The sequence below is a fragment of the Candidatus Accumulibacter sp. ACC003 genome (genome assembly GCF_907163085.1).
Lineage (GTDB): Bacteria > Pseudomonadota > Gammaproteobacteria > Burkholderiales > Rhodocyclaceae > Accumulibacter.
In genome coordinates this window covers 260,509-275,920 of the sequence record NZ_CAJQTX010000009.1, presented here as the reverse complement: position 1 = coordinate 275,920, position 15,412 = coordinate 260,509, and the positions used below count along the sequence as shown (strand labels likewise).

The window sequence follows — 15,412 nt, the reverse complement described above, 5'->3', positions numbered from 1 at the left end:
AGACGAGCCCATGCTGACCATGAACTTTGTCCTGGCGGTGGAGAAATTCTCGTTCGCGAAGGTGTTTTCTCGGACGCAGGCGGGGACTATGGACGGGGCACTTATATCCGTGATCCGCCGGCAGCGGAAACGCGCCGTCGCCGAACAGCGGACAAGGAGGAATCATGACTTACAAAGCACGCGCCAGCGGCGTCGCGGGCGCCAAGACCTCCGTCAATGATGCTGGCGGTGGCGCTTCGCGTGGCGGTATGCCGCGCTTTCTCTCGCCCTTGCAGAGCGCCCGGCCCGAGCGCAGCGACGTTGCGGGTTTCGTCCCGGGGACGGCAGCGAAGCCGGGCAGATCGGGCGTTCCCGCCTTTCTGGACAAGGCGCTGCCGGCGACCGGGAGTGACCGATCGCCGCTTGGTTTACCGGGTGACCGCTACGAACTGGAGGCCGACCGGGCGGCGAAACACGTCGGCGCGGCGACCATCGACGACGCCAGCTTGGCCGCCGCGCCGCCGCGGCAAGGCTTGCCGCCGGCCACGGCGGCGTCGCCTGCGACGCCGAGCAATGGGCCGTCGGCGCGGCTCGGCAGTACCGGACGAGCGCTCGACGGCGCAACCCGCGACTTCATGGAGCAGCGCTTCGGCGCCGACTTTGGGCAGGTGCGCGTGCACACCGACCGGCAGGCGGCACAACTGAACGCCGATCTGCGGGCCAACGCCTTCACCCACGGGCGCGACATCTTCTACGGCCAGGGCCGCAGCCCGGGCCGCGACGAGCTGACCGCCCACGAACTCGCGCACGTCGTCCAGCAATCGGGCGGCGCCCGCGATGGCCATGCCGGCCCGCTGACGGCGAGACAGGGTCCGCCGCCGATCCAGTGCAGCTTTGCCGCCACCTACATGATTCCCGGTAGCTCGAGCCTGTTCGAGATCGACCTGCAGGATCGCGAGGGCGCGCTCGCGACGCCGCCGACCAAGAGTGGCATGGACGGCTACCTGCGCTTCGTGCCGGGAATCGGCGAGCCGAATTCCAGCGTGATCGGCATCTGGCAGGTCAACAGCACGGTCGATGCCAGCGGTGCCGACATCAATGCGGCGTCGATGCCGGCGGCCCAGGCGCCGCGCGGCGCGCTGGGCGATCCCGGACTGCGTACCGAGGCGGATCCCTTGCGCGGCATCGAAGGGGGTTTCAAGACCGATGTGCTGCATCGTCCGAACGCGGCCAGTCCGGGTGTGCCGCAGGGCTCCGCACTGTCACCGCGCTATGCCTGGGGGGCGGCGGCGCCGGGGACCGTCGGCTTCGGCGGCACGACCCAGCAGCCGGCATCGCGCGGCGGCGGGATCGGTGCGAATCCGCTCGGGCAGGTGCCGGGTTACAAACGTTCCGATGACCCCACGGACATCCGCACGGCGTCGATGTACGACTTTCCGGGAACCAGCAGTCCGACCGACGTGATCACCTGGACCTTCGAGAGCGCCGCCATCGGCGAAGACACGATGCTCACCTATGGCGCGGTTAACTGGGGCTTCACGGTCAATGCCGGGCACCTCACCAACGAGCACCTGAACGTCGAGGCAGGAACCTCGGCGACCTTTGGCGAAGCGCTCGAACGCCATCGCGACTTCTACGTGCATGAACCGGTGACCTTCTACTTCGCTTTCGACGATGACGCCCTGAATGCCACCGAGGAAGGCAAGATCGACACCTTCCTGGCGTATCTGACGCGCAATCCCGACGTCGAACTGTCGCTCGAAGGCTTCGCCGACCAGCTTGGCGGCGCCAGCGACTACAACCGCGACCTGTCGCTGCGCCGTGCGCAGTCGGTCGAGGCGGCGCTGCTGGCCAAGGGGATCGCCGCGGCCCGCATCACCGGCATCGTCATCGGCCATGGCGCCTCGACGGCGGCGACTGCCGACGCCGGTACCGGCGACGAGGGCGGCAGTGCGGCGGTCGGTGCCGACCAGAGCCGCGAGGCCAACCGCTGGGCCAATCGGCGGGTGATCCTGAGCTTCAGCCATGTGCCCGTCGCGACGCCCTGACCCGCGCAGCGTCCGCGAACTGGTGGACGGCCTGTCGGCGAGCCACTTCAACGAGCGCGCGCTGGCGCTCGCCGAACTCGTTGGTCGCGGCCGCGCCAGCACCGCGGTGCTCGTCGAGGCGCTGGCGACGGCAGGCGGCGAGCTGCGCGCCAGGGTCGCGCAGGGGCTGGCCGAGATCGCCGACCCGGACACCGCCGACGTCCTCGCGGCGCTGCTCGACGACGCCGACGAGCAATTGCGCGCGCGCGCTGCGCAGGGCCTGCAGCGGATCGGCGACGCGCGCGCCCTCGACGCCTTGCTGCGGACCATCGACGACTATCCGGATATCCTGCGTGAGCCCGACACGCTATCCACCGACGGTCTGACCGACCTCGGACCGGCGGTACTGCCGAGGGTCGTGCCGCTGCTCAAGGCGCCCGGCCTGATGACCCGGGCACGCGCTTTCCTGGTCGTTCGCCGGCTGGTGGCGCAGCTCGCTGCCGGGCGCGACTGGCAGGCGCTGTGGATCGAACTCGGCCGCTACCTCCCCGACGCGCCGCAGCCACTGCGCGACGCCGCGGCGGATCGCTGGCTGCAGTGGGCCGCTCGGCAATCGTCGTGAGCTGCGGGTGGCGGCGCTGCTCTATACTCCCTCAGCAAACTCGACAGGACACCACCCGCATGCTCAACATGAATTTCGCCGAAGCCGTCTGTGTCGACACCGCCAGCGCGCCCTGGCAGGCCAGCCCGATGGCCGGCGTCTGGCGCAAGCCGCTGGCCCGCGAGGACGCCGAGCGCGGGCACGCGACGAGTATCGTCCGCTACGACGCCGGTGCGCGCTTTGCCCACCACCAGCACCCGGGCGGTGAGGAAATCCTCGTTCTCGAAGGCGTTTTCTCGGACGAGGGCGGTGACTACGGACCCGGCAGTTATATTCGCAATCCCGCCGGCAGCGGCCACGCGCCGTTCAGCGAGGGCGGCTGCGTGCTGTTCGTGAAGTTGCACCAGTTCGCTCCCGGCGATAGCGCCAGCGTCCGTATCGACACCACCAGCGCCGCCTGGCTGCCAGGCCAGGGGGGTTTGCAGGTGATGCCGCTGCATGCGTACGAGGGCGAGCACGTGGCGCTCGTCAAATGGCCGGCAGGCGAACGCTTCGTGCCGCATCGGCATTGGGGCGGCGAGGAAATCCTCGTCCTCGGCGGCGAATTCATCGACGAACACGGCCGCTACCCGATCGGCAGCTGGCTACGCAGCCCGCACCTCAGCGCGCATTACCCGTACACCGAGCTTGAAACGGTGATCTGGGTGAAGACGGGGCATCTGCCGATGCTGCCAGTGGCGCCGACCTTGTCCTGAAGTGGGCTTGTTGGTGCAGCGGCTTCTCTGGTCAGCCGAGTAACGCGCGGTCCTTTGTTTTTCCGCTGGTCTGCGTGCTCAAGCTTCACCCGCTGCGCCGCTGTTCGAGCGCCAGACGCACAGCGAGCCCGGCCAGAACGAAGCCCATCAGCCAGCGCTGCACCACCAGCCACGCTGGATTGCGGGCAAACCACGACGCCATGCTCGCCGCGAACACGACGACGAGCAGATTGACCGAGAAGCTGACGGCGATCTGTGTGCCGCCGAGGGCGATGCTTTGCAGAAAGACCGAGTCGCGCTCGGGTGCGACGAACTGTGGGAACACCGAGAGGTAGAAGGCGGCGATCTTGGGGTTCAGCGCGTTCGTCAGGAAACCCATGACGAACAGCCTGGCCGTCGAGTCCGACGGCAGTTGCCGCGGCTCGAACAGCGAGTGTGCCCCGGGTCCGAGCGCCTGCCACGCCAGCCAAGCGAGATAGGCGGCGCCCGCCCACTTGAGGACTTCGTAGGCCAGCGGCACGGCGAGGAAGACGGCGCTCAGGCCGATTGCGGCGGCCAGCATATGCACCAGGAAACCGGCGATGACGCCGAACAGGGAAATGACGCCGGCCTGGCGGCCCTGGCCGATCGAGCGCGAGATCAGATAGATCATGTTCGGCCCGGGCGTCAGCACCATCAGCAGCGCGGCGCCGGCGAACAGCAGTAGCTCGTTGGTGGGAATCATCGAAGCTCCGGGAAGGTGGCGACGCTAGCTGTCAAGGCGATTGTAAGCGAGGTCCGTCGCGGCTGCAGTCTGGCGCATGTATGGGATAGCGCTGCACGCCGTCAGCGCGCCGTCATTGCGAGGAGGCGCAGCCGACGTGGCAAGCCAGGGGGTGGCCGTTCGCGTGGTCGATGCGGTGCGCGAAAAGCAGTCAGAGGGTGGTGGTGGATTGCCGCGTCGGCTTCGCCTCCTCGCAATGACGGCGGCGGGGGCGGGTGATGGTGCCGGGGGGCGACCGCTCAGTGTCGCTCGGCGGGATGGTTTTCAGTGAAATGTTGCGGCAGGCGGATTCGCCTCGCGGGTCGCCCGGCAGCGGCGCTGCTCGGCCGTCATCTTCTTGCCGGCTTGCGTCGCCAGGCTGAGCGATCGTGTGGTCGCTAATTCGCAGCAAAGCGGCCTGCGCGTCATTGGCAGCGGGCTTTGTGACGTTGTCGCGATGCAATTCATCAGCGCGAGCACGTGTCAGCGTGTCATTGCGAGGAGGCGCAGCCGACGTGGCAATCCAGGGGTTGGCCGTTCGCGTTGTCGATGCGGTGCGCGAAAAGCAGTCAGACGGTGGGGCTGGATTGCCGCGTCGGCTTTGCCTCCTCGCAATGACGGCGGCGGGGGCGGGTGATGGTGCTGGGGGGCGACCGGTCAGTGTCGCTCGGCGGGATGGTTTTCAGTGAAGTGTTGCGGCAGGCGGATTCACCTCGCGGGTCGCCCGGCAGCGGTGCCGCTCGGCCGTCATCTTCTTGCCGGCTTGCGTCGCCAGGCTGAGCGATCGTGTGGTCGCTAATTCAGCAGCAAAGCGGCCTGCGCGTCATTGGCAGCGGGCTTTGTGACGTTGTCGCGATGCAATTCATCAGCGCGAGCGCCTGTCAGCGTGTCATGGCGAGGAGGCGCAGCCGACGTGGCAATCCAGGGGGTGGCCGTTCGCGTGGTCGATGCGGTGCGCGAAAAGCAGTCAGAGGGTGGTGGTGGATTGCCGCGTCGGCTTCGCCTCCTCGCAATGATGGCGGTGGCTTGATCTAGATGCGCACGTGGCGTAGCCGCAAGGCGTTGCTGATCACCGAGATCGACGACAGGCTCATTGCCGCGGCAGCGAACATGGGCGACACCAGGATGCCCAGGAAGGGACAGAGGATGCCGGCGGCGACCGGCACGCCGGCGGCGTTGTAGACCAGGGCGAAGAACAAGTTCTGCTTGATATTGCGCATCGTCGCGCGCGCCAGACGCCGGGCCCGCACGATGCCGTTGAGATCCCCTTTCACCAGCGTGAAGCCGGCGCTCTCGATGGCCACGTCGGCGCCGGTGCCCATGGCGATGCCGACGTCGGCCTGTGCCAGTGCCGGCGCATCGTTGACGCCGTCGCCGGCCATCGCCACCTTGCAGCCCTTGGCCTGCAGTTCCTTGATGATGCGTGCCTTGTCAGCGGGCAGGACGTCGGCGCGGATTTCATCGATTCCCAGTCGCCCGGCGACCGCCCGGGCGGTGCGCTCGTTGTCGCCGGTGGCCATGATGATCTTCAGCCCCTCGGCGTGCAGCGCCTTGAGCGCTTCGAGCGTGGTCTCCTTGACTGGGTCGGCGACGCTCACCAGGCCGGCGATTTCGCTGCCGATGAGGACGAACATCACCGTTTCGCCTTCGTCGCGGCGAGCGTTTGCCGCCTCGACGAAGGCACTGGACGCGCCGCCATCCAGACCCAGTTCAGTAAGCAGCGCCGCATTGCCCAGGGCAACCGCCTGGCCGTCGACCACACCTTTGACGCCCTTGCCGGTGATCGCCTCGAACTCGTCGGCCTTGGCCAGTTCGACGCCGCGTTCTTCGGCGCCGCTGACGATCGCCTCGGCCAGTGGATGTTCCGAGCCGCGTTCGAGGCTGGCAGCCAGGCGCAATACTTCGGCTTCCGCGTGTCCGGCAGCGGGCAGCACGGCGACCAGCTTCGGCTTGCCGACGGTCAGCGTGCCGGTCTTGTCGTCGATCAGGGTGTCCACCTTGGCGAAGCGTTCGAGGGCTTCGGCGTTCTTGATCAGCACGCCAGCCTGCGCGCCACGGCCGGTGGCGGTCATGATCGACATCGGCGTCGCCAGGCCGAGCGCACAAGGACAGGCAATGATCAGCACGGCCACCGCGGCGATCAGGCCATAGGAAAGCGCCGGCGCCGGTCCCCAGATCGCCCAGGCGATGAATGCCAGGATGGCGATGCCGATCACCGCTGGAACGAAGATGCCGGCGACCGAGTCAGCAAGCTTCTGGATCGGCGCGCGCGAGCGTTGCGCGTTGGCGACCATGTCGACAATCTGGCTGAGCACGGTGTCGCCGCCGACTCGCTTCGCTTCGACGATCAGCGAGCCGGTGCCGTTGATCGTCGCGCCGGTGACGGCGTCGCCAGCGACTTTTTCAACGGGCACCGCTTCGCCGGAGATCATCGACTCGTCGATCGAAGAACGGCCTTCGATTACCGTGCCGTCCACCGGCACCTTGTCGCCCGGTCGCACCCGCACATGGTCGCCGACGACGACTTCCTCGAGCGGGATTTCCTCCTCGCGCCCGTCGGCACGGATCACGCGCGCCGTCTTCGCCGCGAGGTCGAGCAGCGCGCGAATCGCCGAGCCGGTGCGCTCACGCGCACCAAGTTCCATCACCTGGCCGAGCAGAACCAGGACGATGATCACCGCGCCGGCCTCGAAGTAAACGCCGACATGCCCCTGCGCATCACGGAAACCATCGGGAAACAGGTCAGGAGCCAGTAGCGCCACCAGGCTGAAGAGATACGCCGAGCCAACGCCCAGGCCAATCAGCGTGAACATGTTGAGGCTGCGATTGACCACCGACTTGACGCCGCGAACGAAGAACGGCCAGCCGGCCCAGAGCACGACCGGTGTTGCCAGCAGAAATTCGATCCACAGCGCCGTGCGCTCGCCGAGCGCGTCGCGCACGACGCCGAGGCCGACGAAGGGGCCCATGCTCAGTACCAGCAGCGGCACGGTCAGCACCGCGCCGATCCAGAACCGGCGCCGGAAATCGACCAGTTCTGGGTTGGGACCCTCATCGCCAGTGGGGACGCCCATCGGCTCCAGGGCCATGCCGCATTTCGGGCAATCACCCGGGGCGTCCCGAACAACTTCCGGGTGCATCGGGCAGGTGTATTGCGTACCTGCAGGCACGGGAGGCGATGGTTTCTTGTGCGCGCCTGTCAGGTAGTGCGCAGGATCGGCGGCAAACTTGTCGTGACACTTCTGCGAGCAGAAGTGAACCGTTTTCCCGTCGTGTTCGAAGCTCGGCTTGCCGGCGCCAAGCGTGACCGACATGCCGCAGACCGGATCCTTGACCGTGGTGGCGCCGGCTGCAAGGTGGTCCCCGTGGGCGCCGTGCGAAGCGTGTGAACTCTCCGGCTGGTGTCGATGGTCGGGCCCGCTGGCCGCTGTTTTGCTGTCCATGTCATTGCCTCCAGGTGATTCTGCCGTGAGCTGACGAGTGCCTTCGCTCGCTGCGCCGCGCGCTTGACCTCTGGCCATGGTGGCGCTCGGGTGCCGACGAGCAGATGACCGCAAGATTACGGTTCAGTCAGCTTTGGCGGTCGGTGCCGCGGCGGCCAGCGGCAAATGCAGCGTAAAGGTCGTCACGCCAGCTGCGGACGTCACGTCAATCCGGCCGCCGTGCGTGGCGACGATGCTGCGCGTGATCGCCAGACCCAGTCCGGCGCCCTCGCCGTGACGGTGTCGCTCTGGACTTGTGCGATGGAAGCGCTCGAAGATCTGTGACAGCTGCTCGGAGGGAATGGTGTCGCCGTGGTTGGTCACGGCCAGCGCGGCCATGCTGGCGTGCTTGCTGATCGCGATCTCGACGGCGCTTCCCCGAGGCGAGTGACGAAGTGCATTCGACAGCAGGTTGGACAGCGCACGACGCATCATCAAGCGGTCAGCGGTGACACTCGCCTCACCGCTGCGAACGATGAGCACGCCCTTTTCCTCGGCCAGCGCTTCGTAGAAATCGATCAGCGCGCCTGCCTCGTCGGCCAGATTGACGGCTTCGGTCGGCTGCGGCAGACGGCCGTTCTCGGCCTGGGCAAGAAACAGCATGTCGCTGACCATGCGCGCGATGCGCTCGTATTCTTCCAGGTTGGACGCCAGGACCTCGCGGTACTCGTCCGGGCTGCGGGTACGCGATAGCGCGACCTCGGTCTGCGTCATCAGGTTCGAGACCGGCGTGCGCAACTCGTGGGCAATGTCGGCCGAGAAATCGGACAAGCGGCGAAACGACGATTGCAGTCGCTCAAGCATGCCGTTGAAGGCGACCACCAGATCGCGTACCTCGGCCGGTGCGTCACGCTCGGGAAGGCGCTCGCCGAGACGCTCGGCCGACAGGCCACTGGCGGTTGCGGTCACTCGCCGCAGCGGCGCGAGGCCGCTGTGCGCGGCGAACAGCGCGAACAGCGCGGCGACGATGGCGGCGAAGAAGATGTCGATCCACAGGTGCTTGCGTACACCTTCGAGGAACAGCCGGTGATGCGAGGAATCGAGTCCGACCAGCGCCCGCAAGCGAGTCGGCCTGGACCAGGAATCGAGTGCCTCAACGGTGGTTTGCAGGCCAAGGTATTGCTTGCCGCCCTTCTCGCCGCCTTTCTCCCCGTTTTCGCCCCAGGTCGTGGTGACATCGAGCACCGCGTCATCGGCCAGCTGCTGTTTGCCGAAAAACTCCGGACGCAGCGCATAGACGATTGTGCCGTCGGCGTTGCGTAGCACCACTGCCAGGCTATCGTGGCCGATGAAGGCGTCGTCGAGCCGACGTGACAGCGTTTCGGACGATTCGGCGTGATGCAGGAGGTTCTTGATGAGCGTCACCTTGCCGTTCAATTCATGATCGTCAAGTTCGCGCAGATGGTCTTCGACGGCGTTTCCCTGGACCAGCACGACGACCACCAACAGCGTCGCCGTGAGCAGCGCGAAGAGCAGCGCCAGCCGGCTGGTCAGTGAGCTCGGCCACGGTCGCAGGTTCACAGCGACTCCGGAATTTCGAGTACGTAGCCCATGCCGCGGACGGTGCGGATCAGCTTCGGTTCGAAGGGCTCATCGACCTTGACGCGCAGGCGACGCACGGCGACGTCGATCACATTGGTGTCGCTGTCGAAGTTCATGTCCCACACCTGCGAGGCGATCAGCGAGCGCGGCAAGACCTGCCCCTGGCGGCGTAGCAGGAGTTCGAGCAGAGCGAATTCCTTGGCCGTGAGGTCGATGCGTACGCCAGCGCGGCTGACGCGGCGGCGCAACAGATCGAGCTCGAGATCGGCGGCGCGCAGCGTTTCGACCTCCTGCGATCGGCCACGCCGCAACAGCGTGCGGACGCGCGCCAGCAATTCGGAAAAGGCGAAGGGTTTGACGAGGTAGTCGTCGGCGCCGAGATCCAGCCCGCGCACGCGGTCTTCGACGCCGTCGCGGGCGGTGAGAAAGAGTACCGGCATCTCGTGGCCACTACGGCGAACGGTTTTCAGCACCCCCCAGCCGTCGAGCGACGGCAGCATCACGTCGAGAACGATCAGGTCGTAGTCGCCGCTCAGCGCCAGGTGCAGGCCGTCCAGACCGTCACGCGCGAGGTCGACGACGAAGCCCGATTCAAGGAGTCCCTTGCGCAGGTAATCGCCCGTCTTGGGTTCGTCTTCGACAATCAGGATCTTCATTGGCGTTGCCCCACTGAGTTCTTGCGCGAGATTGTGCCTGCTGGCGGCACCAGTCGGCGCGCCATTACAGCAATGTAATCGCGATGTCAGCTTTCTGACGGGCTGAGGTGCGCATCATCGTCGCTCGTAGCCGCTTGCCGGGCTGGGGCAAATGAATTTGCGCGCGCCGGGCCTCGGCTGGCTGTTGTCCCTGCCAACGATAGAAGGATTGGACGCTCGATGAAAGCACTCGCCTTGGCCGCCGCCCGCTTTCTTGCGGGCTTGCTGTTGGTCGTCCCGCTCGCCGGCTTCGCGGCGCCCGAGTTGGGCCGGGTCTACGCGCTCGCGCCGGCCAGCGGCAGCGACGGCGTTCTGGTCGCCAACCAGGAGGGCTTGTACCTCGCGCAGCCCGACGGTCGCTTGAGTTTGCTCGTCAAACGCGATGGCGGTTTCGTCGCCCTGGTCGCCGACCCGTCCGACGCCAGCGTACTGTACGGCAGCGGCCGCTCGGGTGGCTTGCTGCGATCGGACGACGGCGGTCGCCAGTGGCAACGGCAGAGTCAGGGTGGGCCCGAAAGCTTCGCCTTGCTGGCCGTCAGTCCGGACGACAGCAAGCGCTTGTACGGTGTCGCCGACGGGGTCTACCGCAGCATCGACAGCGGTCGCATATGGACGCGCAGCGGCGACGCGCCCGACAAGCTGATGAATATCTCGGCATCGCCAGGCGGCCTCTATGCGGGCACCGAGGAGGGCTTGCTTTTTTCGACTGACGGCGGCGCGTCGTGGCGGCCGGCGTCGATGCGGCGCATTCCGGTCACCATGGTCAGCGCCGAGCCTGACGGAACGCTCTACAGCTTCCAGTTCGGCCAGGGATTTCTTAAAACACACGCGCCCGAATTGGCATGGACGCCGCTGGCCAACAGCTTCGGCGGGCAGGCGATCCTGGTGATGGCGCGCAATGGCCAGCGGCTGTTTGCCGCCACGCATATCGGCAGGCTTTTCGTCAGCGACGACGATGGCCGCAACTGGCAGGCGATCGGCGGCGCCCGTGGACCCGCAAGCGCGGCGGAAAAACGCGGTGAACAGCTGTTCGCCGCCAATTGCCAGGCTTGCCACGGCGTTCTCGGAATCGGCGAAGCACCGCAATTCGGCAAGAGCCTGCAGGGCCTGGCGCCGGCGCTCGACGATACGGCACACGCCTGGCATCACAGCGATCAGCAGTTGCAGGACACCATCCTCAAGGGCAGTCCCGCACCGCACAGCCGGATGGTCGCTTTCGAGGGGCTGTTGAACGCCCGCGACGCCGCGGACCTGGTCGCCTACATGAAGAGCCTGTGGGGCGAGCGCGCCCTGCGTTGCCAGGGAGCAAGGCACATGGACCCGGGCTGCATGACGCATTGAGCGGCGATTGTGGGGAGTGCGTGGAGTGCCCGGATGCGTGGAGCGCCTGGCGGGGCAGTACCCCACGGCTGGTCGAACTGATAGAGTGCTCCGATGAATCTCAATGTGTGCTATGCCCTGCTGGCGGCGGCCCTTTTTGGCGCCAGTACGCCGGTCGCGAAATTGCTGGTCGGCGACGTGCCGCCGATCCTCCTCGCCGGTCTGCTCTATCTCGGCAGCGGCGTTGGCTTGAGCGTCGCCCGCTTGCTCCGCGATCGTCGTTGGCAGCCCTCGGGTCTGGCGCCGGCGGAGTGGCCGTACTTGCTCGGCGCGATGCTTTTCGGTGGCGTCCTGGGGCCGGTCGCGTTGCTCTACGGCTTGCTCCATGCCAGCGCGGCGACGGCGTCGCTGCTGCTCAACCTCGAAGCGGTGCTCACCGCCGTGCTGGCCTGGGTGGTCTTCAAGGAGAACGCCGATCGGCGGATCGTACTCGGCATGCTGGCCATCGTCGCTGGCGGGGTGCTGCTGTCGTCGTCGGCTGGCGACGCCGGACACGCGAGTTGGCTCGGTCCGCTGGCGATCAGCGCGGCGTGCCTGTGCTGGGCGATCGACAACAACCTGACGCGTCATGTTTCGGCGTCCGACGCGCTGTTCATAGCCGGTAGCAAGGGTCTGGTCGCCGGTGGCGTCAATACGCTTCTGGCGCTCGTCCTGGGCATGACCCTGCCCGAGGCGTGGACGGTAATTTCGGCGATGAGCCTGGGCCTGTTTGGCTACGGCGTCAGCCTGGTGCTGTTCGTGCTGGCGCTGCGCGGACTGGGTGCGGCGCGCACCGGTGCCTATTTTTCGACGGCGCCGTTCATCGGCGCCGCCGTCGCCTTGTTGCTGCTCGGCGAGTCAAGCTCGCCGACGTTCTGGGCCGCCGCGGCATTGATGGGTCTCGGCGTTTATTTGCACCTGACCGAGCAGCACGGTCACCCGCACACGCATCACGAGTTGGCGCATACCCACCGCCACCGCCACGACGAACACCACCAGCACGAACATCAGCCGGGCTGGGAGGCGAAGGAGCCGCACAGTCATGCGCATCGGCATTTGCCGATGTCGCACAGCCATCGGCACTTTCCGGACATTCACCACCGGCACGAGCATTGAGAGCTGGCGAGAGCGGCATTAGCCGTCGCCACGCCGCTGCGCAGACAGCGCACGCCGCGCGCGCTCAAGCCTGGCCGCCGAGAAAGTAATACGCCAGCGCCGCCAGTGCGGCAACCAAGGCGAACCAGCCGAGACTGCTCCTGGCACGTTCGGCGTTGGCCGCCGCCATCCGGCCGCTTACCCGCGGGCTGCGATCGAGGTAGTCCTCAATGACCTCCTTGGCGTCCTTGAGACCGACGCCCCTGGCGACGCGGACGCACTTGATCGCTTCGATCTTGCTACCACGTTCGAGTGCCGCTATGGCCTCGCGTGGAAGGTCTTTGTCATTGCCGGTCATATCGCTATCATCCGCTTGCGCTCCATGCGAAGGGTGCGGGCGCGAGCGCCGCACGCGCGCTTCGACGAGATTGGAAGGATAAGTGATGAAAGCGAGCTTGGCCATTGCCCTGGCGGGGGCGCTGTTCGGTGTTACGGCTCTTGCCGCGCCGGCGCCGTGGTTCATGTGGCGCAGCAAGCTCGATGGCCAGGCCTTGTGCGCGCAAACGCTGCCGGCTGACGGCTGGGCGAAAGTCAGTGGGCCCTACCTGGACGCGCGTTGCGCGAAGCGCGGCGTCCCGGGTCGCTAAATGCGGGCGACGACTGCTGGGCACCGTTAGCGGCGATGGACGGTGTCAATGAGCGCGCCACGCGCGCTCTACCTGCGGTGGTCGACGAGGGGCACACGAACGGCGGCCAGCCGTCGCGCCCGTCACGGCTATCGACCAACACGACGATTGGATTGAAATGACGAGCAAAACGGACGGTCTGGTTGCGGCTTACATTCTGCAAGATGGTTCGGGGCAAGCGCTGAACTGGAAGCAGATCAATAACTGGCAACCGGCGCAAGGGATCCTGTGGGTCCATCTCGACTACGCCGACGAAGGCGCCAAGAAGTGGCTCCTCGAGAAGAGCGGCATCGACGATGTCTCGTGCGCCGCGTTGATGGACGCGGAAACGAGGCCGCGAGTCGTTTCGTCCGCCGATACCCTGCTCCTGATCCTGCGCGGCGTTAACTTCAACCCTGGTGCCGACCCCGAGGACATGGTCGCCCTGCGCATGTGGTGCGACGAACATCGCATCATCAGCATGCGCCATCGGCGGGTGATGGCGACCGAAGAAATCAGCAAGAGCATCATCGCCGGCAAGGGCCCGCTGTCCAGCGGTGATTTTCTGGTGATGGCCGCCAGCAAGCTTGCCGACCGCATGGGCGACCTGATTTGTGACATCGACGATGGCGTCGACGAACTCGAGGATCTGGTGCTGACCGCAGAGGGCCATGAAATGCGTTCAAGGCTCGCCGACCTGCGTCGCCAGACGATCAGTATGCGGCGCTACATTGCACCGCAACGCGATGCGCTGGCACGCCTGCAGACCGAACGCCTGTCGTGGCTCGATGACAACGACCGCGTGCACATCCGCGAGATTGCCGAGCGTACGGCGCGCTTTGTCGATGACCTCGACTCGGCGCGCGATCGCGCGACGATTACCCAGGAAGAGGTCAACAGCCAGATGTCGGAGCAAATGAACAAGACCATGTACGTGCTATCGATTATCGCCGCGATATTCCTTCCTCTCGGCCTGATTACCGGCCTGCTGGGAATCAACGTCGGCGGTATTCCCGGCACCGAGAATCCCTTCGCCTTTGCCCTGGTGTGCGTCATCCTGGTTGTTTTTGCGTTGCTTCAGTACGTGCTATTCAAAAAGAAGCAGTGGATTTGAGCGCCGGCCTCGATTCGCCTTTGGCGTCGTCGTCGGCGCGCCAGTGACGTCCGCTCTGCTCGCAGACCGATGGCCTTGCAACAGCACGCCGGCGTTGCCATCGTCGAGGGCTTCGCCGGGCGGTTCGGCCGCGGCACGATCAGTCGTTCCTTGCGTGATCCAGAAAGGTTGCCATCCGAGCGGGTCGGAGCTGGCGGCCGCGCCAGATCGCAGGTGCGATGAGGAAAACCGGCGATTGGCACACGCTATGCCGTCGCCACTGGCCAGGGCGATCATTCGGCAAGCTTGCTTGTTCGCAGCGAGTCGAGAGCCATAAGTGACGCTGATGGCGTCGATAAATTTTACACTCTTCTTAGCCCCTGATCGCCTTAATGGCTTGTATGTTTTTATTAACTGACTACTTTAATTGCTGTTTGATAGATTTCTGCGCTGCTTGGCACGCTTCGTGCTTATTTGTTGCTACGGCGACGAGCGAGTCTACAAGGCGAACCGTCCCCAGGATCACGTTACCCAGTCCTCGCGGTGGGGCGGACGGTTTCAATGGATGCTCAATCAAGGAGAGAAATCATGCGTATGAATAAAATTGCTGCTGCGGTGGCGGCGGCTGTTGCCCTGGGATTCGCTGGATCGGCGAGCGCTGGCATTGTTTCGCTGAATTTTGAAAACGTGAATTCGACGTATCCGTCGGGTTTTGCCTTCATTCAGGAGTTCTACAACGGAGGCCACAGCAGCGACGGAACGTCGGGCGCCAACTACGGCGTCAGTTTTGGTGGGAATGCCCAAGCGATCTGCCTCAACACGCCTGGCGTTGGCTGCTCGAATACCTCCAGGGGCGGCCTGGCGCCCGGTAGCGAGAAGGGCGGTCTGTTTTTCCTCAGCGGCGCCGAGACCTACATGAACGTCGCGGCCGGCTTCGACACCGGTTTTTCGTTCAACTACGTGTCACTTTCTTTTGCCGGATCGGTCAAGGTCTATGACGGGCTGAACGGCACCGGCGCTCTGCTGGGGCAGGTTGATCTGGTTCCCAATGCGGCCGGTTGCGATGCGGCTTATGGCGCTCAGTTCTGCCCCTTCGCTCCCGCCGGTGTGGCCTTTACCGGAACGGCGAAGTCCGTTGCCTGGGGTGGAGTAGCCAACCAGATCGTTTTTGACGATGTCACTCTTGGCAGCAAGGATCCTGGCCCTGGCGTCCCGGAGCCGGCTTCGCTGGCGCTGCTCGGCCTGGGCCTGGTCGGCCTGGCGGCGAGCCGGAGACGGAAAGTTTCTAAATCCTGAGCAGTACGCTCGGGCGTACCGATTGACGGGAGCTACGGCTCCCGTTTTTCTTTGGTGCAGCCGGTACGGCCGATTCGCCAG

At 65.8% G+C, this 15,412-nt stretch carries 15 protein-coding genes; 9 read left to right on the top strand and 6 right to left on the bottom strand.

Going from position 1 to position 15,412, the window contains the following annotated elements; genetic code table 11:
* Nucleotides 1-45: 45 nt before the first annotated feature.
* The 4 genes from QZ656_RS19710 to QZ656_RS19695 are packed head-to-tail and all read left to right on the top strand — an operon-like array spanning nucleotide 46 to nucleotide 3,362.
* Nucleotides 46-168, top strand: coding sequence for a cupin domain-containing protein (locus QZ656_RS19710; RefSeq protein WP_291995261.1), 123 nt, complete (start codon nucleotides 46-48; stop codon nucleotides 166-168).
* A complete protein-coding gene (locus tag QZ656_RS19705) occupies nucleotides 165-2,027 on the top strand; it encodes a DUF4157 domain-containing protein (RefSeq protein ID WP_291994981.1) in 1,863 nt (620 codons plus the stop codon). Before QZ656_RS19710 ends, QZ656_RS19705 begins: the two co-directional genes overlap by 4 nt.
* On the top strand, nucleotides 2,005-2,628 hold the full coding sequence (locus QZ656_RS19700) for a HEAT repeat domain-containing protein (protein WP_291994980.1): 624 nt from the start codon (nucleotides 2,005-2,007) through the stop codon (nucleotides 2,626-2,628). Before QZ656_RS19705 ends, QZ656_RS19700 begins: the two co-directional genes overlap by 23 nt.
* Nucleotides 2,629-2,687: 59 nt before the next feature.
* The gene (locus QZ656_RS19695) at nucleotides 2,688-3,362 is read left to right on the top strand and encodes a cupin domain-containing protein (protein WP_291994979.1); all 675 of its coding nucleotides are present in this window, start codon (nucleotides 2,688-2,690) and stop codon (nucleotides 3,360-3,362) included.
* Between the two features lie 85 nt (nucleotides 3,363-3,447).
* Here QZ656_RS19695 and QZ656_RS19690 read toward each other — a convergent pair whose 3' ends face one another.
* The 5 genes from QZ656_RS19690 to QZ656_RS19670 all read right to left on the bottom strand — a co-directional run bounded on the left by QZ656_RS19690 (nucleotide 3,448) and on the right by QZ656_RS19670 (nucleotide 9,784).
* Complete coding sequence (locus QZ656_RS19690) at nucleotides 3,448-4,086, bottom strand: LysE family translocator (RefSeq protein ID WP_291994978.1); 639 nt, start codon at nucleotides 4,084-4,086, stop codon at nucleotides 3,448-3,450.
* 190 nt (nucleotides 4,087-4,276) lie between these two features.
* Nucleotides 4,277-4,567, bottom strand: a complete 291-nt coding sequence (locus QZ656_RS19685) for a hypothetical protein (protein ID WP_291994977.1) — start codon at nucleotides 4,565-4,567, stop codon at nucleotides 4,277-4,279.
* Between the two features lie 568 nt (nucleotides 4,568-5,135).
* On the bottom strand, nucleotides 5,136-7,547 hold the full coding sequence (locus QZ656_RS19680; RefSeq protein ID WP_291994976.1) for a heavy metal translocating P-type ATPase: 2,412 nt from the start codon (nucleotides 7,545-7,547) through the stop codon (nucleotides 5,136-5,138).
* Between the two features lie 123 nt (nucleotides 7,548-7,670).
* Nucleotides 7,671-9,107: a heavy metal sensor histidine kinase gene (locus QZ656_RS19675; protein WP_291994975.1), complete on the bottom strand. Its 1,437-nt coding sequence runs from the start codon at nucleotides 9,105-9,107 to the stop codon at nucleotides 7,671-7,673.
* Nucleotides 9,104-9,784 (bottom strand): heavy metal response regulator transcription factor, encoded by a 681-nt coding sequence (locus QZ656_RS19670; protein WP_291994974.1) that lies wholly within the window; start codon nucleotides 9,782-9,784, stop codon nucleotides 9,104-9,106. The genes QZ656_RS19675 and QZ656_RS19670 overlap by 4 nt, the downstream gene beginning before the upstream one ends.
* A 219-nt stretch (nucleotides 9,785-10,003) precedes the next feature.
* On the opposite strand from QZ656_RS19670, the gene QZ656_RS19665 reads away from it, so the two are divergent.
* A complete protein-coding gene (locus tag QZ656_RS19665; protein ID WP_291994973.1) occupies nucleotides 10,004-11,164 on the top strand; it encodes a c-type cytochrome in 1,161 nt (386 codons plus the stop codon).
* A gap of 93 nt (nucleotides 11,165-11,257) precedes the next feature.
* Nucleotides 11,258-12,298: a DMT family transporter gene (locus tag QZ656_RS19660; RefSeq protein ID WP_291994972.1), complete on the top strand. Its 1,041-nt coding sequence runs from the start codon at nucleotides 11,258-11,260 to the stop codon at nucleotides 12,296-12,298.
* Between the two features lie 64 nt (nucleotides 12,299-12,362).
* Here QZ656_RS19660 and QZ656_RS19655 read toward each other — a convergent pair whose 3' ends face one another.
* Nucleotides 12,363-12,635, bottom strand: a complete 273-nt coding sequence (locus QZ656_RS19655; RefSeq protein ID WP_291994971.1) for a ribosomal protein L7/L12 — start codon at nucleotides 12,633-12,635, stop codon at nucleotides 12,363-12,365.
* An 85-nt stretch (nucleotides 12,636-12,720) separates the two neighbouring features.
* On the opposite strand from QZ656_RS19655, the gene QZ656_RS19650 reads away from it, so the two are divergent.
* The 3 genes from QZ656_RS19650 (at nucleotide 12,721) to QZ656_RS19640 (ending at nucleotide 15,331) form a co-directional block, all read left to right on the top strand.
* Complete coding sequence (locus QZ656_RS19650) at nucleotides 12,721-12,924, top strand: hypothetical protein (RefSeq protein WP_291994970.1); 204 nt, start codon at nucleotides 12,721-12,723, stop codon at nucleotides 12,922-12,924.
* Nucleotides 12,925-13,081: 157 nt separating this feature from the next.
* Complete coding sequence (locus QZ656_RS19645; protein ID WP_291994969.1) at nucleotides 13,082-14,056, top strand: zinc transporter ZntB; 975 nt, start codon at nucleotides 13,082-13,084, stop codon at nucleotides 14,054-14,056.
* Nucleotides 14,057-14,578: 522 nt separating this feature from the next.
* On the top strand, nucleotides 14,579-15,331 hold the full coding sequence (locus tag QZ656_RS19640) for a PEP-CTERM sorting domain-containing protein (protein WP_291994968.1): 753 nt from the start codon (nucleotides 14,579-14,581) through the stop codon (nucleotides 15,329-15,331).
* The last annotated feature ends 81 nt before the right edge of the window (nucleotides 15,332-15,412 follow it).